We start from the raw sequence: 19,192 nt of genomic DNA, 5'->3' as shown, positions 1-19,192 counted from the left end.
GATTACAATTTGACTGTTTGTGATTTACCGTCATACTTGACGATTATACCTTTTGATTTTTTGTCGAAAGCATCAGAGTTTTCCTTGTTCACTTTTACGATTTCGAATGTGCGTTCTTTCAACATTCCGTCGTATTCACCTTTTCTGTCTGATATTACAAGTTCTTTGGTGTTTTCATTATAATTTATATCAATCATACTGTATTTACCCTGTTCGTAGTTGTAGTTTACACCTTCGTCTTCGTATAAAGTAAATGAAGCGTCGTCACCTTGATAAACATAAAGTTTTATATGTTCAGGCTGTTTCTCAGAAGTAAATTGTATATCAGGACCGAAAGGAATGATTGAACCGGCACGTACGAACAAAGGCATACGTTCGTATGGTGCGTCAACCTGTTTTTTTTCTCCACCCTGCTGGAATTCTCCTGTATAAAAATCATACCATCCTGCAGATTTAGGGAAATATACTTCACGCTGGCGTTCTCCATATTTATATACCGGTGATACCATGATTGACGGACCGAACATGTATTGGTCACCAATATTATTTACATTTGTATCGGCAGTGAAATCCATTACAAGAGGACGCATGATAGTGTAATCGTTGAACCAAGTCATACCTGCCAGTGAGTAAATATATGGCATAAGGCTATATCTCAGTTTAGAATAGTAAACTACAGAATTATATGCCGGGTGTCCTTCAGGGGCAATTTCCCAGATTTCACGGAATGGGTATTGTCCGTGTGCACGGTATAGCGGACAGAATGCTCCGAACTGATACCATCTTGCATTCAGCTCTCTCCATTCCTTATAGTCGGCATTTTCTGTCTTGTTATTGTTCCACTGCTGTTGTCCGGCTACATATCTGTTTTCTACACAGAAACCGCCAATATCCATGGTCCAGTATGGAATTCCGCTTATTGCAAAGTTAAGTCCGGCCATAATCTGTGCTTTCATGTCTTCCCATCTTGTACCTATGTCACCGCTCCATGTGGCAGTTGAGTATCTTTGCAGTCCGGCAAATCCAGAACGTGTAAGCAAGAATACACGTTTGTTGTTGTCCACGCTTCTCTGACCGTCATAGATTGCTTCAGCGTTCATGAGTGCGTATGCATTAAAATATTCTGCAGAAGGACCAAGTGCAGTAGGTCCGCACAAGTCTTTTCTGTATTGCAGGTCTGTACAGTCTCTCACATTAGGTTCGCTGGCATCCATCCACCATGCGTCTATACCCAACAGATAATAATGTTCATACATCTGATTCCAGAACAGCTTGCGTGCGTCTGCATCGTATGCATCGTAGAATCCGTAAGTATAACCAGGGCCAACCCAGTCTCTCAGGCTGTCTTTTACAGACTGCTGATAAATCCATCCGTTCTTGTCGAACTCTTTATAATGTTCGGTTGTAGTATAGAATTTAGGCCAAACTGATATCATCATATGTGCGTTCATCGCATGTATTGAGTCAACCATAGCTTTAGGATTAGGGAAACGGTTCTTGTCGAATTCATGGCTTCCCCATGCATCTTCCGGCCAGTGATTCCAGTCAAGCACGATATTGTCGATAGGAATGTTTCTGTCTCTGAAACCTTTCAGTGCTCCCAGCATTTCATCTGCAGTGTTATATTTTTCCCTGCTCTGCCAGAAACCCATAGCCCATTTAGGCATGATAGGTGATTTCCCGGTAAGAGTTCTGTATCCGCTGATTACGTCGTCCATATCATCTCCTGCGATGAAGTAGTAGTCAAGCTGTTTTGTCATTTCGCTCCACCATGACTGTTTTCCCTGTTCTTCAGGAGCTACAGGACTCATTACACGTAATCCTGAATAAGATACGGCACCGTCCGGTTTCCATTCAATTTTAAGATGAACTCTTTTTCCTTTTTCCAGATTGACGGAGAATTTATAACTGTTAGGATTCCATGCAGTACGCCATCTTTCAGGTACTACCAGTTTATTGTCGATATATACTTTTGTATATCCTGCGTAATAAAGTATAAATTTGAATTCACCTGTTTCGGAAGGTTCAATCATACCTTCGTATGTTACGTTTGCTCCCATGAACGGGAAGTTTTCAGGAAGATTCACTACTTTAGACAAATCCTTTCTTTTCAGGTGTTCGAAGTATAGCTGAGGCTCACGTCTGACTATAGTTCCTGATGATGCATTCTTTTCTGGAACGTATGTACCTGTAATCGCACCCTCAACACCTTCTTTGTCGTATAGTTTGAACACTTCTCCAAGTTGCGAATAGTCATTAGGATTTCCGAAACGGCATAGTGAATAGCTGTCCAGCAAAACACCATAGTTTTTATTAGATACGATGAAAGGTATTGAAACTTTAGTGTTGTACTGGAATAGTTCTTCGTTTTTACCTTTGTAGTTAAACTCTTCAGACTGGTGCTGTCCGAGTCCGTAGAATGCTTCATCTTTCGGCGATTCAAAAACTTGTCTTATAGAATATCCTTTTGTGCCTTCAATTTCTATAGGGGTAAAAGTCTTTCCTCCACCTTTGTTTTCCTGCAGAATTATCTCTCCTTTCTTGTTAGTAAACCATACTTCTCCCGTGGAACTTAACACGGAGGCGTTTATTTTCCCAGTAGAAACAATTACGGTATCTCCTTGTTGTTTAACAGTAAAAGGTATTTTTTTTGTTTGTGGAACAATTATCAAACTTTTAGAATCGGCAAATTTATTTTCCTTTGTAGCCGATACATGAAATAGTTTGTCACCCATTACTTCCATACGAACCAGATGTGCATCCGTTTCGTTTTTAGGTTTAACTTTAACTATTACGCCATAGTCTGTTTCTTCATAGACATTCGAACATCCGAATGACATCCCTACGGCAAGGAGACAATAAAAGATATTTCTCGCATTCATATACCCAAGTATTTAATTAGTTAATTCTATAAAACTTTTCTCATATGCAAAAATACTGTTTATTGTTAGGAGTTAAGATTTATAATGTTTTATACAAGGGTATTATCTTGTTCCTCAGAGGTCTGTTTGTTTCATGCAAGGGTATTATTTGTTATTTTTCTCTTTTAACTGATATGCTGAAGGTAAAACTCCAAATTCATCCTTGAAATATTTGCTGAAATATTTGGGGTTGTTAAATCCTACTTCATAAGCAATCTCGGATACATATAACTGACTTTCGCGTAATAATTGAGCTGCTCTTTTCAGTCTGATTGTACGTATAAACTCTATTGGCGTTTTTCCAGTTATCTGTAATAACTTTTTATACAGATGTACTCTACTCATTCCAAGTTCGCTACTAAGTTCTTCAACTGAAAGTTCACTCCTAGATATATTGTCTTCTACGTATTTAATAGCTTTTTCTACTAGTTTTTCATCTAATGATGTTATTACTATGTTGCTTGGCGTAGGATCTATTGTTGAGTGTGATATTTGTTTGTAATGACTTAACTCAATCAATTTCCTGATACGTAATGTCAATACCGTCATGTTAAAAGGTTTGGTTACATAATCATCTGCACCTATTTCCAAGCCTTCAACTTTTGATTCAACAGCCTGTCGTGCAGTTAGTAATATTACAGGTATGTGTGCTGTTGGCTGATTGTTTTTTATTAGTTTGCATAGTTCTATGCCATCCATTACAGGCATCATTACATCGCTTATAATAAGATCAGGGCGTTTCTGTTGTATCATTTCCCATGCTTCTTCTCCATTGGATGCTATTTCAACATTGTATTGTAATTCTAAACTATGTTGCATGAAAATACGGAAATCTTCATTATCATCTACTATTAGTATTAATGGGAAGTCTCTACGGTCTGTTTGCTCTATTACTTTTTCTGTATCTTCATTATTTTTTTCATTTGTATTTTCAACAGCACTGACAATATGTTCCGATATTAAGTCTACATGTTTTACAGGAAGTTGTATTACAAAAACTGTTCCTGTCCCTATATTGTCGAATACTTCTACACTTCCATCATGTAAGTTTACAAAATCACGTACCAGGCTAAGTCCTATACCGCTACCTGTACTTTCTTCAATTCCTTTATGTCCAGCTTGATAGAATCGTTCGAAAATATGCTCTTTCTCAGAGTCTGGGATACCAATACCTGTATCTGATACTTTTATTTCCAGCATTTCCTGTGTTCCCTCAATGTGTTCTATCATGACAGTTACTCGTCCGCCGTCAGGTGTAAACTTAAATGCGTTTGAAAGTAAGTTAGTAACTATTTTACTTATTTTATCAGCATCGAATGCCATATGGAAATTGTCTATTCCTGAAAAGAAAAAGAACTGAATATGTTTTTTGTTTGCCATTAGCAGAAATGAGTTACATACTTCGCGAATATATGCTACGATATCACTTTCTGATAACGATAGAGTATGTCCTGTCATTTCACTTTTTCTGAAATCAAGTAGCTGGTTTACAAGTATCAGTAGGCGTTGTGCGTTTCTGTATATAAGCATGAGCATTGATTTTTGTGATTCATCTTTTGTACTTTTCAACAAGTCTTCTAATGGTGATATAATCAATGTCAGAGGAGTGCGAAGCTCATGGCTGATATTTGTAAAGAAACGAAACTTCATTTGGTTTATTTCTTCATTTTTTACAGCCTCTTGTTCTATTTGTTGTAAACGGAATTTTTCACGCTCACGTTTTAAAATCATTTTACGTGCTGATAACAATATACATATTGCTATTAAGGTATAACATGAATATGCCCACCAAGATAACCAGAAAGGAGGATGTACCACGATTTCCAGTTTTGCAGTTTCTATACTTTCATATCCGTCGCTGTTTATGGCTTTTACATATAAAATGTATTTTTTCGGGGTTAAATTTGTGAATGTAAGCCTGTTTAATCCTATAGGCAATGTAAGCCATTCATCATTTACACCTTCCATTTTGTATTTATAGCATGTTTTTTCAGGTAGATTATAATTGTCTGAACTTAATTCTAATGAGAATATATTTTGTGTATTTTTAAGTTCTACTTTTCTTGTTGAGTTTATGTCTTTAGTCAGTATGATATTGCCATTGTATTCTACTCCAGCTTCAATCTTCTGATTAAACAGATATAATTCGGAAAACATTATTTTAGGAGGTATTGTGTTATAATGTATTTTATCAGGATTAAATGTGTTTAGTCCATAAAGTCCTCCTGCAATAATTGTACCGTCTTTCAATGTCTTAATTGCCCTTAGATTGAAATCGCAGTTTTGTAGTCCGTCTTTCTCATTGTAAATGTGTGATTCGAATACATATTTTCCGTTTGCATCTTTTGATACCTTTATGTGGATCATGTGACGTGTAGATGTAACCCAGATATCGTGATTATTATCTTCTGTTATACCCGATATGACTTCGCCTTCTGCATTTGTTGTTTCTGTAAAATTTGTAGTTGCGTGACGTTTTCTGTTATACATTTCAAGACCTTCGTTTGTCGCTATCCATATTAATCCACGGCTGTCACTATATACCTGATTTACACCATGTCCGCTTAAAGATGTATTTCTGATTGTTTCTTTTAATTTGAGTGTTTCCAGATCTACTAAAGCTAATTGTGGCTTTCCTACTACAAGGATATTGTCTTTTGTTACGCATAGTGATGGTACCATCCCATTTATTTCATCGTACTTGGTAAGTTTGTTGCTTTTCATATCAATATATTGGATTCCTCCGTCTAAGAAACCTATCCATAGTTTTCCGTCAGCTTCTGCCATGGACCATACGTTATTGCCCAATAACCCGTTATTGTTTACTGTGTATTTGGTTAATCCTTTTATGTCAAGACTGTACAGACCATTGTTGAATGTGCCTATCCATAATCTGTTATCACTTGTTTTTAATAGTGAAACTATGGGTGAGGTAAAGTTGTAGTGTTTTTTTACTTTCGCCTCTTCGATATTCCATAAAAATAGTCCATCATTATTTGTTCCTAACCACACATGCTTATCATCGGCCTGTTCTACGCATGTAATATCACCAAGTTCATACATGTTGAATTTGAACATACTTTCGCTATAATATGAAATACCTTTTTTATATGTTCCAATCCATGTTGTTCCATATTTGTCTGTATATATTTTGTAAACGGTGTTATGTGATAAACTGCGAGTATTATTTTTATCATTTACAAGATTTGTTAAATGACCGGTTTTTTTATCAAAAACATCTATGCCTCCGTAGTCTTTGCCTACCCATATTCTACCAATGTTATCTTGTGAAACTGAATGTATAATATCATTCTGGCTTTTCCATGGTTCTTCCAAATCGTGTCTCCATTCGTCTGAAACTGTATCATATACATATAAATTTGAATTATTGGAAATCCAAATGCATTGTTCTTTATCTACGAATAATGAATAAAATGCTTGTTTCCCGTTCATTTGAAGAGATATTTCATCCTTTATCCATTTAGGTTTCATCTCAGACGGGTCAATGCAGACAAGTATTCCGTTGTTGTATTGGAATAAAATTCCATCGTTACATTCATTGATAGCGCTGACACCAAATTCAGGCAATCCAAAGTTATATAATGAAACGAATTTTGTATTATTATTTTTGTCATAACGATAAAAACCTTCCCATCCTACAAAGAACCATGTCTGTTCATTTGAATCTACATAAATACATTCAGGTAAACCATTGCTGCCTAGTTTTTTCATAAAATTTTTGGTATCGTTATTGAACTGGTTGGCCGCTTTATCGAACATAGTGTATCCTGTCCCCATTTTTATCCATAAATTTCCATTGGGACTTTCTATTATTTCTTTTACGTAATTGTCAGGAAGTGAATGTTTATCATCATGTAAATGACGGAAAACCTTGAATGTATATCCGTCAAAACGGTTCAGTCCGGCGTTGGTTCCGAACCACATAAAACCGTCTTTGTCTTTCAATATGGCATAAACTGAATTGTTGGATAATCCGTCAGCCACTTCAAGGTGTTTGAAATTGAAAGGTTGCGAATACAAAGAAACGAATATAATCTGCCATAATATGACCAAAGACAATCTTTTCATATAAATCAATTTATTTTTTTATTTTACAAAAGAAATAAAAAGTAAGCAAAAAACCAAAAACATAACAACTATATATAATTAATTGCCCGACTTAAAAATAATTTAAGCCGGGCAAAACATATACATCAACAAATTAAATTAATAAATCCATGTTTTTATCCATGTTTGAATGGTATATCAATCATTTCGGATTCTAATCCTTCACCTACTTTTTTGTCAAAAGAGATTTTAAATGAATATGCGGTTTCGCATGGCTTTTTGGAAGGGAAAGTTATTAAGAGGCCCTTGTCTGTTTGTTGCCATGCTATTTTTTCATCAGAGCCGAGCATTTTCACGTTAAGAATCTTTGCATCACGTACAACATCCTTGTTCAAAGATTTTATCATTACTCGTTTGCCCCAATCTAAAGTGATGGCATATAGAGTGTTGTCTTTAGTGGTAAAACGTATATCTTGGCAATTATATTTTGTTGCTTCATTGTCGGAAAATGAACCAGAAGTACCTTTTGATTCACCTTCACCGGACTTAATCCAACAACGTGTACCATATATGGCATCACCGTTTATCTTTAACCATTTACCTATTGATAGCAGTACTTGCTTTTGTTCGTCCGTAATAGTTCCGTCAGGGTGTGGCCCTATATTCAACAGGAGATTGCCGTTCTTGCTTACTATATCCACTAGGTCGTGTATTATCTGGTCAGGAGTTTTATTTTCTTCTCCGTTTACATATCCCCATGAATGTTTACCTATTGAGGTGTCAGTCTGCCATGGATATTTTCTCATTTCATTTAGTTTTCCACGTTCCACGTCTCCAACCAGTATGTTTGTAGGATAGCCATGCTTTGTGTTAACAACAACACCTTTGCCCCAGTCTAACGAACAATTGTAATAATATGCAAGGAATTTGTTAAAATATTCCGGTATCTTGTTTACAGTCCAGTCGAAATATATAAGCTGTGGTTGATATTTGTCAATAAGTTCATGTGTATGTATAAGGAAGTCTATACATACTTCGTCTGAATACACTTCTTTTTCTGAACGCTTACCATATAGTGTAATTGTAGTATCCTGTACATCAGATGGAAATTCCATACCACCGTTAAAGAACCATGCATTCTCAAGTCTGTGGCTGGATAATCCGAATATTATCCCTTCTTTTTCCGCAGCTTTTTTCAATAAACCTATAATATCTCTTTTGGGGCCCATTTTAACTGCATTCCATGGGTTGTGTTCGCTATTATACATGGCGAAGCCGTCATGATGTTCCGCAACCGGCACTATGTATTTTGCCCCTGCTTCTTTGAATAATTTCACCCATTCATCTGCATCAAATTTCTCTGCTTTGAACATTGGTATGAAATCTTTGTATCCGAATTTGTCCTGTGGGCCATATGTCTCAATATGGTGTTTATATTCGTCAGACCCTTTCTGATACATATTTCTGGAATACCATTCACTTCCGTATGCGGGGACTGAATATACTCCCCAGTGGATGAATATTCCAAATTTGGCATCAGAGAACCATTCAGGGAAATGGTAATTCTCGGCTATGTTTTCCCAGTTGTCCTGAAATACATTTGTTCCTTTCGGAGATTCAACGGACATCACATCTGTTTTTTTCTCGTTTGTGCTACAAGAAACAAACAAAAGCATAATGATAGAATAGAATAGTTTTTTCATCGCATAATAAATCTTTATTAACAAATTTATTTCTGTATTATTTTATTGAGACTATTGTGGCGCGTTTTCGTAAACTGTTTGGAGTGTATATGATTTTTTGTCTGTAAAAACAGCGCGTTTCATAAGTTTTATCACACGTTTTCCGTTATGTACCAGCTTCCCGTTCGACCGGTCAAAAATGCATGAGCGGTCTTTTCCGTTGTCCCAATAGAATGGAGCCATACCGTTTTCTTTGGCTGCCTTGCAAAGATATTCTAGAAAATATTCTCTAAAACTTTCAGAGCGTTTATCCTCACGGTATTTGCATCCCATTTCTCCTATATAAACCGGAATACCATTGTCAATGAAAGTTGATTTTATTGACTTGAATTGTTCCTGCATATATTCTTCATCCATTCCTTTATATTTCATATCCTGACTCGCTGTATGTCCCCATTCTGAATAAATATCTCCCATTGTGTAATCCATTGGGTCATAATAGTGGATTGACACCATCAGTCGGTTGGGAGTTTTGTCTTTAGGTAATTTGAAGTGTTTTACTGTCAAATCTATATTGGTGGCATAGCCAGGTATTGCCAGAAAACGGTTTGCGTTATTCCCTCCTGTGGAACGTACCGCATCTACGAATACTTGATTCCATTCATTTAAAACAGCATATTGGCGTCCACCGTCGCTAAGGTTTGCTCCCCATCCCCATTTACCGTCATGGATTTCGTTCATTGATTCAAATATAAGGAAATCACCTTTATCCTTGAAACGGTTTGCTATCTGAGTCCATATAGACTTTATCATGTTTTTAATAGTATCGTTTGCTTCTTCGTTTAGTGCTGCATTTTTGATGTCAAGCCAGAAGTAACTTTCCACTCCGTCATGGTGTATGTTTATAATTGTGTTTAAGCCTGCATTTTCTGCGTAGTTTACAACTTCTGCTACCCGGTTCATATAACTGTCCGAAATTTTATATTCAGGACCCTCACCAAAATGTCCTACCCATGTTATTGGGATACGTACGGAGGTAAATCCGACCTCGGCCAATCGATAGAAGAATTTTTGTGTCACAGGTGGATTTCCCCATACCGTTTCTTGTGCTTTACCGTCTTGGAAAGCATCGAGTTGATTGCCCAAGTTCCACCCTAGCCCCAATTCTTTGGCTGTTTCATAAGGAATCTTTGATTTTGTTACGGCGTGTAGTGCCGGCCATGTATTTATAGTTAAAATAAATATACATAGTTTTAAAAGTAGTATATGTCTTTTCATGCAAGATGTTTTGATTAATCTGGTGATGCCTATAAAATTACTTGCCGGAATCTATGAGGCATTGAATTCCCCTACAATACCCCATAGACCGGCAAGTGAAAAATATAAAGAGTTTACCACAATAAAAAATTATCTGTCTTTATTGTTCTTATTGGGCTGGGATGTATTCTACGCTGGTAATTGCAAGTCCGCCTGTTTCATTTTTATCATATATTGAAAGTCGGTTTATGTTAAAGATATTTTCCTGTAATTTCTGTAATACTTCATCTGTTATTACAAAGTCTTGTGATGTAGCATTTTCTTCAATCTCTACCGGTGTGAGGATTTCTGTTCGTGTCTCTCCACCTTCAGGGTATGTTATTACAAATCCTCCGAGTAATGGCTTGGTAATTATTGCTCCATCTCCATCTCCATCAACTTTATGTTGAGCAGGTTCAAAATTGACACGTAGTGTTCCTCCTGTTGAGATTTCTTCAGGTAGCCATAAGTTTACACTATTCCATATGCTAAATGTTTGACATCTTCCTTTCCATAACATGTTTTCATTTACATCTTCACCTCCTGATGCCGGGATGAGAATAACTTTTGTAATCTTACAGTTTGTTCCGCTTATGCCTATTGAATTATTGTTTTCTTTGAATTCTTTAAGCCATTGATTCAATACATAAACAGTGATGTATTCATTATTGTAAGGTTCTATGGAATTATAGCTGTCATAAATTATAGTTTTTGAAGATGTATAATTTCCTTCAGTATATTGTGCGGAATATAAGCTTGCTCCTTGATTTGCGTCGCACGGTGTATAGTAAATACGTAGTTTTGATCCAAGTTTAAGTTCTGCCAAGTCAGCTTCTTTAATTTGGATATTAACCAGGCCTAAAACATTGTATACTTCTTTGTTTTCCGCATTTCCTTCCCATAGAGTAATGGGGACAATCACATTATTGGATGACGTATATACAGTTACCTCATTTAAGGTAATGTCGCTATCATTGGCTTTTATGCTTATTCCTGCTGTGCCATCTCCAACTTTAATCAGAAGTTTTCCTTCAGGCTGTTGTAAAGTGTATCTTATTCCGGTTCCACCAGCTACCGGAGTTATGGTAATACTTGCAGTCTGTGTATCTGTTGATAATAAAGAGCCATTTCCACATGTATATGATATGCAGTAAACATCATCTTGGTTTAATGTTCCAGTAAAATTATTGATTACAGTGGTTGTTCCGTTGTTTAATTGTATGTTGCTGACCAATTGTTTTGGTGTTTTACCTGTTACCTGGATTTCTCCACTCAGAAGCCATCCGGAGTTTATTTTCTCTTCATCCCAGTCTGACACTGATGGAACTACAGTTATAGGTGTTCCTTGTTCTACTGTACCATCTACATTAAGAGTTGCCGTGAAAGTGAGTTTTTTACCGGAAACGAAATCCTGATTATCTACAGGTAATGTATAGGTCTTGCCGTTGTGTGTAATTTCAATGTAACGTCCTTGTACCGGGGCTGACGGCATTACAATTGTTTGGTATTGTCCGCTAATTGAAGTGTTGTATGCAAAAGGCATTTCATCATCTGCCGCGTCGGTTGCTGTTACAGTTTCGTCAGTCATGTTTAATGTACCAGCCAACTGTTGATTGTTTATTTTTAATTGTGCATCGGTAATGGGCTGGCCGTTAGCGTTGGAAAGTTGGACAACTATTTTTACCAATTTATGTTTGAAATCCAAACTTACATTTTTAGCTCCTAATGTTACCCCTTTTGCCGTTGCCATCATCACGTCATTTTTTGTCAATGGTGTTGCTGCATCTGTTGAAAGTGTAAAATTATAAGCATTATTGCTTATTGAATTTTCTTTGTATGGATATACTCCGTAGAAGTCAACAGTTTCAACGGCACCAGCCATATTATAGGTAATCGGAGCTGTCGATGTGAAATTGGTTCCGTCTGTTGTGGAATAAAGTACATTGTTTGCATCTCCCGGACTCATGGAAATGCCAATCTCATCATTTGCTTCAAATGAAGTGTCTGTTGCTCGCGAACTGATTGAACTGCTAAAGACAATTCCTTCATTCATCAATTCCTGATTGAAGCTATTGTCTTTTACGCAAGACGTTGCAATCAATGTGGTTGCTAATCCAAAGCCTAAAATAAAAGTCTTTCTCATAATAAAAATGTTTAACGATTAAACAAAAATAATTCTAAAATCACTGTTGCAAAGTTATCGAATATAATATTTAAATAAGGGTATAAATCGTAACTGTAGCACAGGCGTTTGTTATGGTGTGTTGCCAAAATGTTATCAATGACAGTATGATATGTAACCGGTGCCCGTGTATTGTTGTTTTATGTGCTGTTAAAGCGTGGTTTGAACGTTATGAAAATGCTGAGAGAACACTTTTTGAAACATGATATTGAGAATATATTAATAATGTATATATGAAAAAGAGATTTCGCATGCTTATATTCTGTAAATACAATACATATATATGTAAATACAATTTGTATCTTTATAAATATAACTTGTATTTATAAAAACATAAGCTGTATTTAGAGAAAATATAAGCACAGAATATATTTTATGTATGCACAAAACATGCTTTATGGTGAATCGCTATCGCATGGTTCTATATGACGTGATGAGGATAATTAAATCTTGTTTTTATGATAAAATGATGCTTGTACAGTATTCTGGCGATGGAATGTAACATTCTATACCATGTGTGGCAACATACGTGTACTTCATATTAACAAACATGCCATATTCGTAAAACACGTTTTGAGTTTGTGTCTTTTTATTTTCTTTACTTTTGCAGTGATGATTTTGGCGAAGTATTGCTTGTTGAGAATGTTAATTTGTTAATTTTAAAAATGATAAGCTGAAATGAGAAACGAGTTTCTAAAATGGTGCAAAACCTTTTGTTGCTACCGCATCGCATTGGTATTCGTAATATCATGTATTGTGGGCATGGAATTCTCCTATGCAGAGATTTTGCAGGAAAGGACTGTTACCGGAATTGTAACGTCGGGAACAGATGGTGAAGCGTTAATAGGCGTGAGTGTCCAGGTTAAAGAGAGGCCTCAGGCGGGAACTATTACGGATTTTGAAGGAAGGTATTCATTGCAGGTCAAATCCAATGAAACCATTGTTTTTTCTTATATCGGTTTTAAACCACAGGAAGTGAAGGCTTCAAAAACGGTAATAAACGTGGAAATGGAGGAAGACTCCGAAATTTTGGACGAGGTTGTGGTTGTCGGATATGGAACGATGAAACGTAGCGACCTTACAGGTTCTGTGGTTTCCGTTGGAGAAGATGAAATCAAGCAATCCATAGTCACCTCGCTCGACCAGGCGCTACAAAGCAAGGCGGCCGGAGTGTCGGTGACCCAAAACTCTGGAACACCGGGTGGAGGTATATCAGTGAGCATCCGAGGTATCAACTCCTTGAATGGAAATGAACCGCTTTATGTGATAGACGGTGTGGCGATTTCGGGTAACAATAACTCAAATTCAAGTGTACTGTCATCCATTAACCCTTCGGATGTGGTTTCCATGGAAATATTGAAAGATGCATCAGCCACGGCCATATATGGTTCGCGTGCGTCTAATGGCGTGGTGCTTATCACAACCAAACAGGGACAAGCGGGAAAGACACGTATCAGCTATGAAGGATATTATGGTTTGCAACAGCTCCCTAAAAAGTTGGGTGTGATGAACCTGCGCGAGTATGCAGAATACCAGAACCTGCGTGCGGAAGTAATTGGTTTCGGCGAACGTGCTGAATTTGCCGACATCAGTCTGTTGGGCGAAGGTACAGACTGGCAGGGGGAGATTTTCCAGAATGCGTCGATGCATAACCACCAGCTGAATATCTCGGGAGGAAACGACAATGTGAAATACTCTATTTCCGCCGGATATTTGTCGCAGGAAGGTATAGCCATCGGCTCGGATTTTGAACGTTTTTCTGCACGTGTCAATATGGATAACAAAATAACGAAGTGGCTGTCAACAGGCCTTAGGGCTTCTGTGGCACAAACTACACAGAATAACACGATAGACAGCGGTAACATCATCCGTACAGCTATCGAACAGTTGCCCGATACTCCGGCGCGAAATCCTGATGGAAGTTGGGGAGCACAGGCAGAAAACATGTATGGCACTTATTTCTCTAATCCTGTGGCAGAAGCGCTCATGCGTGAAAACTATAACAGGGGATTGCAAATGTATGTTGACTTCTTTACAGATGTTACATTATGGAAAGGGCTGGTGTTCCGTGCCGAATATGCGGGAAACTATTATTACAGCAATAGTTACACTTACACTCCATCGTATGATTACGGACATTATGTACAGTCATCTACAGGAAGCCGAGGAGCAAACAACGGTTCAAACTGGACTCTCAAGACTTACCTGACCTATAACGGTACGTTCGGGAAGCATAATGTTTCCGTCATGGCAGGTCACGAAGCTCAGGAGAACAGTTATGAAACCCTTTATGCAAGTCGTGACAATTATCTGTTCAATACCATTCATGAACTGAACATGGGAGATTCTTCTACTGCAAAAAACAGTAGCGGAAGAGGTTCATCTGCCATCGAGTCATACTATGGACGATTGAATTACGGGTATGACGACCGTTATCTGGCTACTTTTACTGTCCGTGGCGACGGTTCTTCCAGTTTCGGTCCGGCAAACCGTTGGGGTGTGTTCCCGTCAATGGCACTTGCATGGAAAATCAATAACGAGAAATTCCTGAAAGGCGTGAAATGGCTCAATAACCTGAAATTGAGGTTAGGTTGGGGACTTGTAGGTAACCAGTCGGCTTCAAGTTATGCTTATGGAGTAACAATGGCATCGGCTGCCAGTATTTGGGGAACAGGGTTTTATGCAGGAAATTATCCGAACGACAAACTGAAATGGGAAGAGACCAGAGCATGGAACGCAGGTCTTGACCTTAATCTCTTCGACAATCGGGTTGAATTCATTTTCGATACTTATCTGAAGAATACCGACAACTTGCTGATGCAAGCATCATTGCCATCATACGTAACAGGAATTATCAATTCGCCATGGGTGAATGCGGGTGCAATGGAAAACAAAGGTGCCGAATTTACATTGAACACTGTAAATATATCCAAAAAGGATTTCACATGGCGTACAGGAATTACCATCTCATTCAATAAAAACAAGATAACGAAACTTTATACTGAAACAGCAGGGCTTTCAGGGACAGTTGACGGATCACAAACGCTGACTTACTCTACAGTTGGTCAGCCGGTAGGACAATACTATGGATATAAGGTAGTTGGAATGTTCAAGGAGGAAAGCGATTTTTACCAGCGTGACGCTGACGGAAACTTCCTGCTTGACCAGAACGGTAACAGGCTTCCTGTGGCACTCCCTGAGAACCAGCATATAGCCAAGGATGAAGTCTGGGTGGGCGACTATATCTTTGAGGATTTGAACGGTGACGGAGTTATTGACGAACAAGACCGCACATATCTTGGAAATCCTGAACCTAAATTCTCTTACGGTTTCAACAATACTTTTACTTATAAAGGCTTTGATATGAATATCTTCATCAACGGTGTGTATGGCAACAAACTTGTAAACCTGTTCCGCCAGGACTTTACAAATCCTATGCGTAACAGTAACCTGCTGAAGGAAGCTACAGGCATAGCACATGTGGAACTGATTGACCCGGCACAGCCTGAGGAAATATGGAATGTGCATGTATCCAATCCTGAATCGGCTACAGTGCAGCGTCTCAATACGGCGGATGGTAATGACAACAACCGTATGAGCAGCCGTTTTGTGGAAGATGGTTCTTATCTGCGAATCAAGAATATCTCGCTGGGATATACATTCCCGCAAAAATGGACACGCAAATGGCATATTGAGAACCTGCGTGTGTATATGAACATACAGAATGCATTCACATTCACCAAATACAAGGGATATGACCCTGAAGTTGGAGCGTATAACTACAATGTGTTGCTTCGTGGTGTGGATTATGCGCGTTACCCGTCACAACGCATTTATACTGTCGGACTGAATTTGAGTTTCTAACCTTAATAATATTACAGCAATGAAAAGTAAAACTAAAATATTCTCAACATTATTCCTTATGGCAGGAATCCTGACGGGATGCAGCGACAGTTTCCTTGACAGGACACCTGAAGGCTCATATACGGACGCGAATTTCTATGCTTCCGACGAAGCTTTGGAAGCGGCGACAGCCCCGTTATACAATCGTGCATGGTTCGACTATAACCAGCGTGCCATTGTTCCTATAGGAAGCGGACGTGCCAACGACATGTACAGCCCGTGGGGAAGTCCCGAATTTACCACTTTCCAGGTGACAGCCCTTAACGAACTGCTGTCCGCTGCATGGAAATCGTTCTATTCAGTAATCACCATGTCGAATTCTGTCATTTCGGATGTAAAAGAAAAATCTACAGGCGATGTCAGCGAGGAAGCAAAAGCGAGGGCCATAGCCGAAGCCCGTCTGATGCGTGGGTGTGCCTATTTCTATATGTTGCGTGCATGGGGACCGGTTATCCTTATTGAGGACAATCAGACTGTAGTGGATAATCCTGTTCTTCCGTTGAACAGGGAAGAAGACGTGTTCCAGTTCATCATAAATGACTTTATTTATGCGGCAGAGAATTTGCCGGAAAAGGGAGACCAACCTGGACGGGCTACCTGTTGGGCAGCTAAAGGAATGCTTGCCAAGGTTTATCTGGCACGTTCAGGATGGAAGAAAGGCGGACAGCGTGACAATGCCGACCTGGAACTGGCAAAGCAGTATGCAGCCGATGTATGTGAAAACAGCGGTTTGGAACTTCTGCCCGATTATGAAGATTTATTCAAGTATAAACAGAACAACAACCAAGAGTCGCTGTTAGCCATGCAGTGGGTGCCGCTGGGTGAATGGGGAGTATGCAACACCTTGTTTGCAGACCTGGCATTCTCTACAGAAGTGACCGGAGGTGTTAACGTATGGAGCAGTTATGCGGCCAGTGTAGAGATGTTGGAAATATATAATGAGGAGCCTGGAGACACACTGCGTCGAAATGCAACATTCTTCACTCAAGGAACATATTATGATTATATTTGTATTTCGGACGGTGGATACACTTATACATATACCGGCGCGCCTATAAAGAAAGGAGTAGTCGGAGGTCCTGATGATGACAATGACGGATATGTGCAGTCTATGAATTCTCCGCTAAACACCTATATCCTGCGTCTGGCGGATGTGTATCTGACATACGCGGAAGCTTGTTTGGGTAACAATGAGAAACTGACAGAGGGACCGGGACTGGAATATTTCAACAAGGTAAGATATCGTGCTTTTAACGGAAAAGGCGATTGGGAGAAAATGTCCATTGACTTTGATGATATCATACGTGAACGCAGGGTTGAGTTTTGTATGGAATATTGCAACTGGTACGACATGGTATCATGGTATTGTTGGAAACCGGATTACATGCTGAAATATTTCAACAGCCAGAAGCGCGGAGAGCGGGCTACTGTGATAAAGAGAGATGAAGATCAGGCAGGAAGACTGCTTCTTGGTACTGAGGACTACACCGGAGAATTCCATGAAGGAGAATATGAAGAACCGCAAATAGAAATAAATATTGCCGATGATGACATATTTTTCCCTTATCCAGAATCTGATGTTATCCAAAATCCATTGTTGAAAGAAGAACCTGTCCCATATACGTTTAACGAATAAATAGAAAAGCCATGAAAAAATTGAATAAACAAATAAATAGAGGCGTATGGTTAAGCCTGTTCATACTGGCTTTTATAACAATTCTAACCACTACATCCTGTAAGGATGGCAGAGATGGAAACGGTCTGCCAGTCATACATTATATACGAGTTACAGATCCGGCATTGGCGGATAGTACATTCACTGATGTAAGTCCTGGTACAATGATAGCCGTAATTGGAGAGAACCTGACAGGTGTAAAGGAGGTATATATCAACAACCAGAAAATCAGCTTTAATGCCAATTACGGGACATCTACAAGTCTGATTATTACTGTCCCTTCCGATGAAGACTTTATGTTGTCAGGGCCGAATCCTGATATTACATCTGAACTACGTATTGTAACAGACCATGGAGTAGCAACATATCCGTTGCATGTACTTTCGCCAGGTCCGATTATCTCTTACATATCAGCTCTATATCCTGTTGATCCTGGAGATGAAATTAATCTGATAGGGGAAAATTTCTATGAAATCAAACGAATTTACTTTACCAAAGATTCGGTTGAGGTTACGTTTCCTATCACCGACTATCAGGTAAGTGCAGACTATGACCGTGTTACGTTTTCTGCCGCTGATGTGATGAAAGAAGGTTATATAATAATGGAATGTTATACTAGCGATGCAAGCATTGAATTTGTGTATGATGGTCCTAAACCTGTAATCACAGGAATCAGTTCTACTATGCCGGTTGTAGGAAGTAAAGTAACTATTGTGGGAAAGAACTTCATTGATGTGTCAGGAATCGATATCAACGGTGAAATCACTGTTCCGCAAGAAGACATAGAAGTATCGGAATTATTTAACTCTGTTACTTTCACTATGCCTTCGGCACCTACAAGTCCGGGCAAGATTTCAGTGACAGCCATAGGTGGAACTGCCGAAATGGATAATTTCTATCCTCTTGAAAACGTGGTAATAGATTATGACGGAAGAGGTGGACTTGACCCAAGCTGGAGTGGTGCTAATCTGGGATTATTTGTGGCTGATGGAAAAGAGGCTCCTTACACTTCTACCGGAAATTGTACTGGTATGAAAGGAACTATAGACACTGCCACACAATGGTGGTGGCAACAAGTGCTCAATAAACCGGTCTGGCCAGGCTCAAATGCAATACCGGACAACGCCAAGATTTCAGATTTGGAACTACAGTTCGAGTGTTATCTGGGTGAAAAAATGGAAGGTCCTGTCATCCAAATTACAATGGGAGAAGGAAATGGTGTCAGTGGTTATGTTCCAGTCAGTGCTTTCACCGGAAAAACCGAAATCGGAAAATGGATGCAGTGCAGTATTCCATTGGAGTTGCTTGTGGAAGAAAATTTATGGAGCGACTTCATAGCTGAGCATAGTGAGGTTTTGAATTTCTATGTCACCTATCCAAACTGCCCTGATGAGACTAAAGTGGAAATCTATCTGGATAATTTCCGAATTATGCCAATTCAAGAATCAAAAGACTAAAATAATGA

The 19,192-nt window shown here is 38.6% G+C and carries 8 protein-coding genes; 3 read left to right on the top strand and 5 right to left on the bottom strand.

Features of this window, described 5'->3' with window-relative positions; genetic code table 11:
* Positions 1-2: 2 nt before the first annotated feature.
* The 5 genes from H6A61_RS04580 to H6A61_RS04560 all read right to left on the bottom strand — a co-directional run bounded on the left by H6A61_RS04580 (position 3) and on the right by H6A61_RS04560 (position 12,110).
* Positions 3-2,882 carry a glycoside hydrolase family 31 protein gene (locus H6A61_RS04580; RefSeq protein WP_204391461.1) on the bottom strand — a complete coding sequence of 960 codons (2,880 nt, stop codon included), beginning with the start codon at positions 2,880-2,882 and terminating at the stop codon, positions 3-5.
* 144 nt (positions 2,883-3,026) lie between these two features.
* Positions 3,027-7,010, bottom strand: coding sequence for a hybrid sensor histidine kinase/response regulator transcription factor (locus H6A61_RS04575; protein WP_204391459.1), 3,984 nt, complete (start codon positions 7,008-7,010; stop codon positions 3,027-3,029).
* 155 nt (positions 7,011-7,165) lie between these two features.
* On the bottom strand, positions 7,166-8,692 hold the full coding sequence (locus H6A61_RS04570; RefSeq protein ID WP_204391457.1) for an alpha-L-fucosidase: 1,527 nt from the start codon (positions 8,690-8,692) through the stop codon (positions 7,166-7,168).
* 51 nt (positions 8,693-8,743) lie between these two features.
* Positions 8,744-9,949 (bottom strand): glycoside hydrolase family 5 protein, encoded by a 1,206-nt coding sequence (locus H6A61_RS04565; RefSeq protein WP_204391455.1) that lies wholly within the window; start codon positions 9,947-9,949, stop codon positions 8,744-8,746.
* A 148-nt stretch (positions 9,950-10,097) separates the two neighbouring features.
* Entirely contained in the window at positions 10,098-12,110 is a 2,013-nt protein-coding gene (locus H6A61_RS04560; protein ID WP_204391454.1) for a fimbrillin family protein, read from the bottom strand.
* 717 nt (positions 12,111-12,827) lie between these two features.
* Here H6A61_RS04560 and H6A61_RS04555 point away from each other — a divergent pair.
* The 3 genes from H6A61_RS04555 to H6A61_RS04545 are packed head-to-tail and all read left to right on the top strand — an operon-like array spanning position 12,828 to position 19,184.
* Entirely contained in the window at positions 12,828-16,013 is a 3,186-nt protein-coding gene (locus tag H6A61_RS04555) for a SusC/RagA family TonB-linked outer membrane protein (protein WP_204391452.1), read from the top strand.
* A 19-nt stretch (positions 16,014-16,032) separates the two neighbouring features.
* Positions 16,033-17,688 carry a RagB/SusD family nutrient uptake outer membrane protein gene (locus H6A61_RS04550; protein WP_204391449.1) on the top strand — a complete coding sequence of 552 codons (1,656 nt, stop codon included), beginning with the start codon at positions 16,033-16,035 and terminating at the stop codon, positions 17,686-17,688.
* 11 nt (positions 17,689-17,699) lie between these two features.
* Positions 17,700-19,184, top strand: coding sequence for a glycan-binding surface protein (locus H6A61_RS04545; protein ID WP_204391441.1), 1,485 nt, complete (start codon positions 17,700-17,702; stop codon positions 19,182-19,184).
* Positions 19,185-19,192: the final 8 nt, after the last annotated feature.

Origin of the sequence: Bacteroides caecigallinarum (assembly GCF_016901995.1) — a bacterium.
GTDB classification, from domain to species: domain Bacteria; phylum Bacteroidota; class Bacteroidia; order Bacteroidales; family Bacteroidaceae; genus Phocaeicola; species Phocaeicola cellulolyticus.
The sequence above is the reverse complement of the archived record's forward strand: the minus strand, read 5'-3'. Positions and strand labels throughout refer to the sequence as shown.